General features: G+C 72.8%; 11 protein-coding genes. 6 read left to right on the forward strand and 5 right to left on the reverse strand.

What is annotated here, in order from left to right; genetic code table 11:
- Window positions 1-22 precede the first annotated feature (22 nt).
- Window positions 23-976 (reverse strand): DUF3027 domain-containing protein, encoded by a 954-nt coding sequence (locus tag G3I56_RS31970; protein ID WP_164415099.1) that lies wholly within the window; start codon window positions 974-976, stop codon window positions 23-25.
- A gap of 439 nt (window positions 977-1,415) precedes the next feature.
- On the opposite strand from G3I56_RS31970, the gene G3I56_RS31975 reads away from it, so the two are divergent.
- The 4 genes from G3I56_RS31975 to G3I56_RS31990 all read left to right on the forward strand — a co-directional run bounded on the left by G3I56_RS31975 (window position 1,416) and on the right by G3I56_RS31990 (window position 5,055).
- Entirely contained in the window at window positions 1,416-2,870 is a 1,455-nt protein-coding gene (locus G3I56_RS31975; protein ID WP_164415101.1) for an MFS transporter, read from the forward strand.
- 106 nt (window positions 2,871-2,976) lie between these two features.
- The gene (locus tag G3I56_RS31980; RefSeq protein ID WP_164415103.1) at window positions 2,977-3,477 is read left to right on the forward strand and encodes a DUF2771 domain-containing protein; all 501 of its coding nucleotides are present in this window, start codon (window positions 2,977-2,979) and stop codon (window positions 3,475-3,477) included.
- Complete coding sequence (locus G3I56_RS31985; protein WP_343240107.1) at window positions 3,447-4,214, forward strand: futalosine hydrolase; 768 nt, start codon at window positions 3,447-3,449, stop codon at window positions 4,212-4,214. The genes G3I56_RS31980 and G3I56_RS31985 overlap by 31 nt, the downstream gene beginning before the upstream one ends.
- Window positions 4,186-5,055, forward strand: coding sequence for a 1,4-dihydroxy-6-naphthoate synthase (locus tag G3I56_RS31990; protein WP_164415105.1), 870 nt, complete (start codon window positions 4,186-4,188; stop codon window positions 5,053-5,055). The genes G3I56_RS31985 and G3I56_RS31990 overlap by 29 nt, the downstream gene beginning before the upstream one ends.
- A 150-nt stretch (window positions 5,056-5,205) precedes the next feature.
- Here G3I56_RS31990 and G3I56_RS44840 read toward each other — a convergent pair whose 3' ends face one another.
- Window positions 5,206-5,589 carry a cold-shock protein gene (locus tag G3I56_RS44840; protein ID WP_164415107.1) on the reverse strand — a complete coding sequence of 128 codons (384 nt, stop codon included), beginning with the start codon at window positions 5,587-5,589 and terminating at the stop codon, window positions 5,206-5,208.
- A gap of 216 nt (window positions 5,590-5,805) precedes the next feature.
- On the opposite strand from G3I56_RS44840, the gene G3I56_RS32000 reads away from it, so the two are divergent.
- Window positions 5,806-6,060, forward strand: a complete 255-nt coding sequence (locus G3I56_RS32000) for a hypothetical protein (RefSeq protein ID WP_164415109.1) — start codon at window positions 5,806-5,808, stop codon at window positions 6,058-6,060.
- On the opposite strand, the gene G3I56_RS32005 is transcribed toward G3I56_RS32000, so the two are convergent.
- Both G3I56_RS32005 and G3I56_RS32010 read right to left on the reverse strand, forming a co-directional pair.
- Entirely contained in the window at window positions 6,033-6,683 is a 651-nt protein-coding gene (locus G3I56_RS32005) for a haloacid dehalogenase-like hydrolase (RefSeq protein ID WP_164415111.1), read from the reverse strand. The genes G3I56_RS32000 and G3I56_RS32005 overlap by 28 nt on opposite strands.
- Window positions 6,684-6,736: 53 nt before the next feature.
- Complete coding sequence (locus tag G3I56_RS32010) at window positions 6,737-7,780, reverse strand: hypothetical protein (protein WP_164415266.1); 1,044 nt, start codon at window positions 7,778-7,780, stop codon at window positions 6,737-6,739.
- A 210-nt stretch (window positions 7,781-7,990) separates the two neighbouring features.
- On the opposite strand from G3I56_RS32010, the gene G3I56_RS32015 reads away from it, so the two are divergent.
- Complete coding sequence (locus tag G3I56_RS32015; RefSeq protein ID WP_164415113.1) at window positions 7,991-10,588, forward strand: helicase C-terminal domain-containing protein; 2,598 nt, start codon at window positions 7,991-7,993, stop codon at window positions 10,586-10,588.
- Between the two features lie 29 nt (window positions 10,589-10,617).
- On the opposite strand, the gene G3I56_RS32020 is transcribed toward G3I56_RS32015, so the two are convergent.
- A complete protein-coding gene (locus G3I56_RS32020; RefSeq protein WP_343240108.1) occupies window positions 10,618-11,163 on the reverse strand; it encodes a hypothetical protein in 546 nt (181 codons plus the stop codon).
- Between the last annotated feature and the right edge of the window lie 178 nt (window positions 11,164-11,341).

Here is an 11,341-nt window from a genome sequence, read left to right on the forward strand (position 1 = left end):
CCGCACTTCCCTACCGCACTACCTACGAGTGCCCGAGGTCCGCCGTATCCCCGTCCGCGTCCGCCCCGTCCACCGACACCGATCCGGAGTCGGCGGCGGGTCGCAGCGGGAACGGGTCCACCATCGTCTCGTCGATCACGTGCGGTGGCGGAACCGGCGGCTTCGGCATCACCGCTGCCTCCGAGTGGCCTCCGCAGCCGTACGCCAGGGACACCACACGCCCGTCCGCCGGGGCGAACTCGTTCGTGCACACACCGAACGCCTGCCCGAGTGATCCGCCGATCGCCACCAGGAACCCGCAGCTCACACACGTCGCCGGCGCGGCCTGGGCCATGGGCGTCGTGGGGCCGTACGCGTCCTCCCAGCGGTCGGCGGCGCTGTGCAGGCCGTACCGCGACAGGACGCGCGCCCGGCGCATGCCCAGTTCCTCCGCCACCGCCGCGATCGAGCCGCGAGCCGGTACGACCGTGAAGTCGGCCGGTGAGCCCGGTGTGATGTCCGCGTCCTCGGCCTCCGCCAGATCCGCGGCCAGTGCCACCGAAGCCGAGGCCGATCCCAGCACGGAGTTCGGCAGGGGCTCGTCCTCGCCCGAGTAGCCGGGCTCCAGACGCAGGTCCTCCGCGTCCGTCGGGAGCAGGTCACCGGGGCCCATGTCCCCGGGGCGCAGGCGCTCGCTCCAGGGCACCCATTCCGGGGCCTGGAGGGCGTCGGGGCCCGGGAGGAGCACCACTTCGTCCAGGGTGACCAGCTTGGCCCGGGACGCCCGGGCGACCGTCACCGCCCAGCGCCAGCCCCGGTAGCCGAACTCCTTGCACTCGAAGAAGTGCGTGACCACACGGTCGCCTTCTGACACCAGGCCCGAGTGTTCACCCACCACGCCTGGTGCCGCCGCCTCCTCCGCCGCCGAAAGGGCGAGGTCGACGGCCTCGGCGCACAGGCGGTCGGGGGTGCGGCTTCGCGTTGTCGCTGCGCTCACAGGTATCGCTTCTCTCCTACGCCGTCTCACGAGTGCGCCCGTCCCGACGGGGTGCGACCGGTTGCGAACGGAGCGGACCAGAGGACCGCGTCAACGTTCGCGCCCGATCACGCTCGGGCGCACCTACGTCATCCATTCTGCGGGATGGCCGAGAGGCGCGCGGCCGAGAACAACCGCCACTGCGCGCTACGCACGCTACCTTCTCCAGCGCCCGGGGCCCACACCGACGGGACGGTTCGTGGCGACCGACATCCAACCGTGGCAACTCCGGCCCTCCTCCCGTTCGCCTCTCACCCCACTCTTCCCGGCCTTCAATGGCCGGAAAACACCTCACCCGAACCGTCATGAGTCGCGCCCAACCCCCTCCTCCCCCACCCCACTCGGCCCCATACGCGCGGTAACCACGCTAGGTACGCCGTTCTCGGGGCACTATTGCGGGGTGGCAACCGACAGGTCGCCCCACGGCGCCACCGAGACCGGTGGGACCGAGGGGCACAACCCGAGCGGCACCGGCACCAAGAGCGGCCGGCGTGGCGTACGGGACCGGATGAACGGGTCCGTACGTGCGGTCGGCCATGCCCTGCACTTCCCGGTGACCGGTACGGCCCGGGGCATCCGCAAGGCCACCCACGCGCACGGGGCCGGGGAGTCCGGGCTCGGCAAGCTCATCGAACTGCACGCGGTGAACGGCGCCGGCGACGTCATGATCACCATCGCCCTCGCCTCCACCGTGTTCTTCTCCGTCCCCACCGACGAGGCACGCGGGCGCGTGGCCATCTATCTCGGCATCACCATGGCGCCCTTCACTCTCCTCGCCCCCGTGATCGGCCCCCTCCTCGACCGTCTCCCGCACGGCCGCCGCGCCGCGATGGCCGGCTCGATGCTCGCCCGCGCGCTGCTCGCCCTGCTGCTCGCCGGCGCGGTCGCCACCGGCAGCATCGAGCTGTACCCGGCCGCGCTGGGCGTCCTGGTCGCCTCGAAGGCGTACGGCGTGGTCCGCAGCGCCGTCGTACCCCGTCTCCTGCCACCCGGCTTCTCCCTGGTGAAGGCCAATTCGCGGGTCACGCTGAGCGGGCTGCTCGCCACCGGTCTGGCCGCACCCATCGGCGGCGGGCTCCAGGCCCTCGGACCGCGCTGGCCGCTCTACGGCGCCTTCGTGATCTTCATCGCGGGTACGTTCCTGTCCTTCACGCTCCCCCACAAGGTGGACTCCGCCAAGGGCGAGGACATCGCTCTGCTGGCCGCCGACCCGGAGCATCTGCACGGCCCGCACCGCCGCGAGACCCTGCGCCGCCCGGGTCTGCGCACGGTCGGTACGGCCGTCACGCACGCCCTGGGCGCCAACGCCGCCCTGCGCTGTCTGTCCGGCTTCCTGATCTTCTTCCTCGCCTTCCTGCTCCGCGAGCACCCGCTGACCGGGGAGAGCGCCGCGTGGTCGCTGGGCATGGTCGCCGTCGCGGCGGGCGTCGGCAACGCGCTCGGTACGGCGGTCGGGGCGGCCGTGAAGCAACGCGCGCCGGAGCTGATCGTCGTGACGGTCGTCGCCGTGGTCCTCGGCGCGGCGATCGTCGCCGCGATCTTCTTCGGCGCCGCCCTGGTCGCCTGTCTGGCCGCGGTCGCCGGGTTCTGCCAGGCCCTCGCCAAGCTGTCCCTGGACGCCCTGATCCAGCGGGACGTTCCCGAACACGTCCGCTCCTCCGCGTTCGCCCGCTCGGAGACACTGCTCCAGATGGCCTGGGTGCTGGGCGGCGCGATCGGTATCGCGCTGCCGCTGATCGGCGAGCTGGGCCTCGGGGTGGCCGCCACGATCGTCGCCGTCGGCTGGCTGACCACCGTCAAGGGCCTGATCGGCTCGGCCCGCCACGGGGGCCGGGCCCACCCCCGGGTCGCCTGACGCCACCCGGCGAGGCCGGGACAGCACGTACGTACCGCACCTACCGGTGCCCGGCACGCCGTACCCACGTGACAACCGTGCCGCGGGTGCCCGATAGCCTTCGGCCATGACCTCGTTGCGTTCCGCTTCCACTGCGCGCCGTCGCCGCGCTGTTGCCGCCGTCGGCGCCGTTGGTGCCGGACTGCTCGTCCTGTCCGCCTGCGACAAGCCGACGCCGATCTCCACGATCACCGTCGGCACCTCCTCGGTGAGCTCGGAGGCCTCCTGCTACGCCGACGGCGACGCCAAGGAGCTGAAGGCGGCCGAGGTGACCGAGTGCCTCAAGAAGGACACCGCCAAGGACTCGGACGTCAAGAGCATCAAGGTCGACCCTGACGAGAACGTGCGCTTCGGTGTCGACCCGAAGATCGCCGACAAGGGCTGGACGATCCTGCTGAACGGCAACCCGCTGACCGACGCCAGCACCAAGACGTACCGCACGATCCCGGGCAGCGTGTTCTTCAACGAGCAGTACGGCGCCCAGGGGGACTCGACGCTCGTCACCGTCAAGGAGGGCGAGGGCGACGTCAAGGGTGTGTGGTCGTTCCGGCTGAAGAAGGACTCCTGACGATCTCGGGGGTACGGGTCCTCGTCGCCACCGCGGTCCCCGTCGAACGGGACGCGGTGGCACAGGCGTTCGATGTCGCTGACGGCAACGTCACCGGACCGTTCGACGTCACCGGACCGTTCCACGTCATCGCCGCGGGAGTCGGCCCCGCCGCCTCCGCCGCGTCCGTCGCCTCGGCGCTCACCACCGCGGCCCTCCGCGGCACCCCGTACGACCTGGTCGTCTCGGCGGGCATCGCCGGCGGTTTCCAGCCGGAGGCACCGGTCGGCTCGCTGGTCGTCGCCGACGAGATCACCGTCGCGGACCTGGGCGCCGAGACCCCGGACGGCTTCGTCCCGGTCACCGCGCTCGGCTTCGGCGCCGTCACCCACCGTCCGCCGGAAACACTCGTACGAGATCTCACGGCCGCGATCGGCGCCCGCGCAGGTGCCGTCCTGACCGTCTCCACCGTCACCGGCAGCGCCGAACGCGCTGCCGAGCTGCGCGCCCGGCACCCGAGTGCGCTGGCCGAGGCGATGGAGGGCTTCGGGGTCGCCGAGGCCGCCGCCGCGCACGGTGTGCCGGTGCTGGAGATCCGGGCCGTGTCCAACCCCGTCGGCCCCCGCGACCGCGCCGCCTGGCGCATCGGCGACGCGCTCACGGCCCTGACCGAGGCCTTCGGGAAGCTCGCGCCGGTACTGGAGAGTTGGAACCCACATGAGGACCTCCATGAGCACCCGAGTGACCCCGGAAACTGAACGGCGGCTGCGGATCGCGTACTCGCCCTGCCCGAACGACACCTTCGTCTTCGACGCCTGGGCCCATGGCCGGGTGCCGGGCGCGCCCGCGCTCGACGTGACCTTCGCGGACATCGACATCACCAACGGCATGGCCGAGCGCGGCGAGTTCGACGTACTGAAGGTGTCGTACGCCGTGTTGCCGTACGTCCTCGACGAGTACGCGCTGCTGCCCTGCGGGGGCGCGCTGGGGCGGGGCTGCGGGCCGCTGGTGCTCACGCGGGAGGCCGGGACCGACCTGACGGGGCGCACGGTCGCGGTGCCGAGCGAGCGGTCGACGGCGTACCTGCTGTTCCGCCTCTGGGCCGCCGACACGATCCCCGGCGGGGTCGGGGAGGTCGTCGTGATGCCGTTCCACGAGATCATGCCCGCCGTGCGGGACGGGAAGGTCGACGCCGGGCTGGTCATCCACGAGGCGCGCTTCACGTACCAGAACTACGGGCTGCACAAGCTCGCCGACATGGGCGAGCACTGGGAGGCGACGACCGGGCTGCCGATCCCGCTCGGCGCGATCATCGCCAAGCGGTCGCTGGGAGCCCGGAAGCTGGAGCTGCTTGCCCAGGCCGCCCGGACGTCCGTACGCGCCGCCTGGGACGACCCTGAGGCCTCCAGGGCCTATGTCCTGGAACACGCGCAGGAGATGGACCCGAAGGTCGCCGACCAGCACATCGGGCTGTACGTCAACGAGTTCACCGCCGACCTCGGCGAGGACGGCTACGCGGCGGTCCGGGGGCTGTTGACCCGCGCGGCGGCCGAGGGACTGGTACCGGCGCTCGGCCCTGAAGCCCTCTCGTTTCCCTGATCCGGCGCAAGGACGGCAGAACGACGGCGGAAAGAGGTGCCGCGATGGTCCGGGGACTGGACTGCTTGCACGCGCGGCGGCCGAGGGGGGCTGGTGCCGCCCCTCGGCCGCGAACGCTCTCGATTTCCCCTGGGAATCCCCGGAGGCGTCCTACACGTCCAACTGGTCGGCGACCGCCCGCAGCAGGCCCGCGATCTTCGCACCCGAGGTCTTCTCGGGGTAACGGCCCCTTTCCAGCAAAGGCGTGATGTTCTCCAGGACGGTCGTCAAGTCCTGGACGATGGAAGCCAGTTCGTCGGGCTTCTTGCGCTGTGCCGCGGCGACCGACGGGGTCGGGTCCAGGATCACGACGGAGAGTGCCTGGTCACCGCGTTGTCCGGCGACAACTCCGAACTCCACGCGCTGGCCCGGCTTGAGGGAGTCGACTCCGGCGGGCAGGACCGAGGAATGGACGAAGACGTCACCGCCGTCATCGCGGGAGAGAAAGCCGAAGCCCTTCTCGCTGTTGAACCACTTGACCTTGCCGGTGGGCACGTCTGTTCCTCGTCCTCATACTCGTCGGAAAACTGCTTCGGGCTGTTTGAATCTGCTACGAAGTGCTTCGAAGCGCTTCGAACTGCTGGCGGGAAAACGGGTCTTGATAGCACTGGGGCGGGTCGTGTGACCCGCCGGTTCCAAGGCTAGTGGTCTGCGGACCGGTGACAAGACGTCGCCGGATTGTTCCTTCGGGCAGGGAACTACCCTGGTCGAGTGCGTGACAAAACCCAAACGAATTCCGCCGCGGCCGGAGATCGGCTGATCCGTGTCGGTGCCATCGTGTTCTTCGTCGGTGCGGTGGCCACTTTGGTCACCGTGGCCCCATTCCTCCTCGGGACGACGCCATTCCCGACGTACATGTTCGGCTTGAGCATGCTGATGGGCGTCGGCTTCCTCGTCGCGGGCGCCGGGGTGCTCCAGTCGGTGGCCGACGGCCGCCGTCAGGCGCGCGCGGCCACACCCGAGTAGGAGGCCAGCCAGGCGGGGAAGTGCGTGAGGTCGTCGAGGACGACGTCCGCGCCCGCCTCGCGCAGCTCAGCGGCGTCGCAGGGCCCGGTGGGCACGGCCACCGACAGGGCGCCGGCGGCCCGGGCACCGCGTACGTCTCCGACGTGGTCGCCGACATACACGCTCGCGCCCTGCTCGCGCAGGGCCACCGCCTTCTGCTCGGCCCACAGGTTCCCGATGACCGCGTCGGGCTCGATGCCGAGGTGTTCGAGGTGCAGCTCGGCGTTCGGCTCGTACTTGGCGGTGACGACGATCGCCCGCCCGCCGGACTCCCGTACGGCCGCGATGGCCTCGCGGGCGCCGGTCATCGCGGGGGTCGCGGTGATGGCGATGGCCGGATACATCGCACGGTAGAGGTCGCTCATGGCCGCGACCTGATCGGCCGGAAACCACTGCACGAGCTCGTCCGCGAGGGGCGGGCCGAGCCGGGTGACGGCCAGATCGGCGTCGATGTACGTGCCCGTCCGCTCGGCGAGCGCCAGATAGCAGGCGTGGATGCCGGGGCGGGAGTCGATGAGGGTCATGTCGAGGTCGAACCCGACGGTGAGCGCGCCGGAGGGCGTCGGCGAGGGCATCGATGTCATATGCACCATTGTGCGGGAGCGGGCAGAAGGAGAAACGGGGGCAGGGGGAACGCTCAGCGTGAGCGCTGGGAGCGCCAGACGAGGAACAGGGCGGAGACGATCGCGGCGCCCTTCACCACCCACGGCCAGGTCTGGCTGAGGGCCTCGTTCATGTGCCCCTCGGCGATGGGTTCGCCCCAGCGGCCCCGCGTACGGCCCCACAGCCACCCCGCACCGGCCGCGACAGCCACTCCGGGCAGGTACACGACCGCCCACTTGGTCTCGGCCTGGGAGAGCCGACGCGAGGCGTAGGCGATGGCCCAGCCGACGAGGAGGGCGTAGAGGTTGCCGAGGACCGCTCCCGCGACGAGGAGGCCGGCGGCGAGCAGGAGCAGGGGGTTGCTCCAGCCGCCGGAGGGGAGCGGGAGGCGCAGTCGGCGGCGCCGTCGACGGGGTGCGTCCGCGATCTCGTCCCCGGCGTCCCCTTCGGCAGCGGACGCGTCGGGCTCGACTGCCTCGGCGGCCTCGTCCGTCGGCTTCGGCTGCGGCTTCTGGGGCCTGGGCGGCGGCTTGAGCAGGTCGGGGATCTCCACCCCACCGACGAACCCGGCCGGAAGACCGTCCGCGTCCGCGAGCGGGCCCCTGCGGCCCGCCAGCCACCAGTCGGCGTCCCCGAGTTCGTCCGTACCCGCGAGATGGGGCGGGGCGGGGTCGCCGCCCGAGGGAAACGGAGTGAACGGCCCCGCGACACCCGCTTCCTCGCCGGCCTCCGCCGGACGCGGGCGCGGTACGAGTCGCCCGAGCCCTTTGCCCTTGCGCTGCGGCTCCTCACGGTCACGCTGTACGGGCACGGAGGCACGCGGCGCCTCGGGCGCGCCGGGCACACCGGGACCGGGGCCCGCGCCGGCCACGACCTCGTCCGGGCTGCCGATGCGGTCGAGGATGCGGCGTACGGAGGCGGGGCTGTCCACCGGCGCCTTGGCGCGGCGCCGGTCGATCTCCGCACGCAGCCCCGACACGAGGCGCATCCGCTCACCGGACGGCAACTGCCGCTGCTGGGCCAGGTCTCCGACCCTGCTCAGATACTCGTAGACGACCTGGTCGCTCTCGATACCCACGAAGCCAGACGTTACCGGCATCTCCTTGCCACCCACCCGCCCCCGCCATGTCTTCAGCCCGGGCCCGCATATCCAGCCCGTCCGGCGTTTGAGGACGAGCGCGTTCAGCGCGAACGGGGGTCTGGGGGCAGCGCCCCCAGTGACGTCCACACCAACCGACCCGCACCGACAAAAGACACCTCACCGCACCCACCCGCTACCGTGGGCGGGATGAGCACCGAGGAGACACCGGCGCCGCGTTCCCTCGCGGAGGCGCTTCGCGCGCGGGACGACGCATCGCTCGCCGCGCTGCTGCGCACGCGTCCGGACCTCATCACCCCCGTCCCCACCGATCTCACCCAGCTGGCCACCCGCGCCGGCACGCGCGCGTCGGTCGTACGCGCCCTGGAACGTCTGGACCGTTTCACGCTCCAGACGGCGCAGGCGCTGGCCGTGGCCCCGGACCCGGCGGCGTACGACGATCTGCTGGCGCTCCTCGCGGGCGACGCCGCCGACCCCACCGTCACGGCGGCCCTCCCCCGCGCCCTCACCACGCTGCGCGAGCAGGCGCTGGTGTGGGGCGGGACGGACCGGCTGCGTCTCGTCCGCACCGCCCGCGAGCTGCTGGCGCCCTCGCCGCAGCATCCGTCCCCGACGGGGCTCGGTCCGACGGTCGCGGAGGCGACGGCCGGGATGTCGCCTGGCCGGGTCCAGGAGATCGTGGCTGCGGCGGGGCTCACGTCGACGCACGACGCGGTGAGCGCGGTCGCCTCGCTGACCACCCTGTTCACCGACCGCAGGCGGATGGCCGCGCTGCTCGACAGCGCCGCCCCGGACTCCGTGGACGTACTGCGGCGCCTCGTCTGGGGCCCGCCGTACGGGCAGATCACCGCCGAGCCGGCCGCACACCTGCGCTGGCTGCTGGACCGGGGGCTGCTGCTCCCCACCGCGCCCGGAACCGTCGTACTGCCCCGCGAGGTGGCCCTGCATCTGCGCGGCGGCCAGGCGCACCGTACGACCGAGCCGCTGCCGCCGGGGATCGAGCCCGCCGCGAACCATCGTCCACAGGTTGTGGACAACGCGGCGGCCGGACAGGCGTACACCGCGCTCGCGACCGTCGAGGAGCTGCTGAAGGACTGGGACGAGGGCGGACCGGCGGTGCTGCGGGCCGGCGGGCTGAGCGTCCGCGACCTCAAGCGGACGGCCGTCGCCCTGGACGTGTCCGAGCCGGTGGCCGCGTTCTGGGTCGAACTCGCCTACGCGGCAGGCCTGTTGGCGTCCGACGGCGAGGCCGACGAACGGTACGCGGCGACCCCCGCGTACGACGAGTGGCTGGAGTGGCCCTCCAGCCGGCGCTGGGCCCGGCTCGCGGAGGCATGGCTGACGGCGACCCGGACGCCCGGCGTGATCGGCGGCCGGGACGCCAAGGACCGCACGCTGTCCGCGCTCGGCCCGGCCCTGGACCGGTCGGCCGCGCCGGAGGTACGGCACCGGGTGCTGGCCCTGCTGGCCGCCCTCCCGGAGGGCACGTCCCCGACCGTCGAGTCCGTGCTGGCCCGCCTGCACTGGGAGCGTCCGACGCGCGGCCCGCAACAGGACCGGGAGGGCGACGAGGACCTGCGCACCAGGCTCGCCCGCTGGACCCTGGCCGAGGCGGAGTCGCTGGGCGTCACGGGCCGGGGGGCACTGTCGTCCCAGGGCCGGGCACTGCTGGGCGCCCCCGCAGCGACGACGAAGGCGCCCGAGTCGACCGGCCCGGGCGACAAACTCCCGGTCCACCACGACCACCACACCCACGACCACCACACCCACGACCACCACAGCCACTCCCACCCGCACTCCCACGGGCACACCCTCGAACCCCTCTCGGCGTCCGAGCAGGCCGTCGCCTCCGCCACCGCCGCCCGGCTGCTCACCCCGCTCCTGCCCGAGCCGCTCGACCACGTCCTCCTCCAGGCGGACCTGACGGCGGTGGCCCCGGGCCCCCTGAAGCGACCCCTGGCCGACATGCTCGGCGTGCTCGCGGACGTCGAGTCGAAGGGCGGCGCGACGGTCTACCGCTTCACCCCGGGCTCCGTACGCCGCGCCCTGGACGCGGGCCGCTCCGCCTCCGACCTGCACGACTTCCTGACCGCTCACTCCCGTACGCCGGTCCCGCAGCCCCTCGCCTACCTCATCGACGACGTGGCGCGCAGGCACGGACACCTGCGGATCGGCGCGGCCTCGGCCTACGTGCGCTGCGACGACGACGCGGTGCTCAGCGAGATCCTCGCCGACAAGCGGTCCGCGAACCTGCGCCTGCGGCGCCTGGCGCCCACGGTGCTGGCCGCCCAGGCCGACCCGGCGACGCTCCTCGAAGGCCTGCGCGGCATGGGCTTCGCACCGGCCGCCGAGTCCGCCGAGGGTGACGTCCTGATCACCCGCGCCCACGCCCACCGCACCCCGCCCCGCACCGCCCCGGACCCCGTACCGGACGGTCCGCCGGCCCCCGACACCACGCTCCTCTCGGCGGCGATCCGGGCGATCCGGGCGGGCGACCTGGCCTCGACGACCCCGCGCAAACCGACGGAGACCCCGGCCCCGAGCGGCGACCTCCCGCGCACCAGCCCTCCCGAGACCCTGGCCACCATGCAGGCCGCCGTGATGACCGGCGAGGCCGTGTGGATCGGCTACGTCAACGCCGAGGGCGCCGCCAGCCAGCGCGTCATCGCCCCCATCCGGGTGGAGGGCGGCTTCGTGACGGCGTACGACCACACGGCGGACGAGGTACGGACGTATCCGCTGCACCGGGTCACCGGGGTGGCGGAGCTGGCGGACGACCAGCCGTAGGCACCCGGGCGGCTTCTCAGAGCAACCGGTCAGCAGGCGGCGACCCGGGCGTCCGCGGGCAGGCCGAAGTGGGCTCGGGCGGCGGTCTCCAGGTCGGTGGACGACATCGTGCCGTCGGCGCCGGACCCGGCGAAGAAACCGAAGTGGTCCTCCATCCACTCCGCGTACCCGGCACCGTCCGGCGGCTCCTCCCGCGACACGACCCGGTAGCCGCCGTCCGCCGCCCGTTCCAGCCGCAACACCTGCGGGTACCGGGAGCCGCCGCACTCCACCAGGGCGCCCACGCGGACCCCGTACTCCATGCACAGGGTGTTGACGCCCGCCCGTACGACGCCGTCGCCGTCCTCGCCGAGGTCCAAAGGCTCCGCCCGGCAGAACCACCGCGCCCTGAGCCCGGCCACCGTCTCCCCGTACCCGCTGCCCCGCGAGTCGGCCACGAGCCGGGTCTCGATCACCGGCCGCACCTCGCCCCAGAGGCGGGCGTCGACGCCCATCGGCCACAGCACCCACGCGCCCGTCGCCATCAGCACCGTCACGGCTCCCAGTCCCGTCGCCCATCTGCCCACCGACCGCACCGCGAGCTCCTCCCGGGCCGCGCCCTCGCGCCGCTCCCGCCGTACCAGACATCCGTCCCGGCCCCGGGGTTGCCCGTAAGGTCACGTCGACCGTGATCCGCTGCCGATCCACTGTGATTCGCACCCCACCGTGACCGTCGGCCGGTAGGGCACACTGGACGTTTGGCCGTAGGCCGTA

The organism is Streptomyces sp. SID12488 (genome assembly GCF_010548275.1).
In the GTDB taxonomy this organism is placed as follows: domain Bacteria; phylum Actinomycetota; class Actinomycetes; order Streptomycetales; family Streptomycetaceae; genus Streptomyces.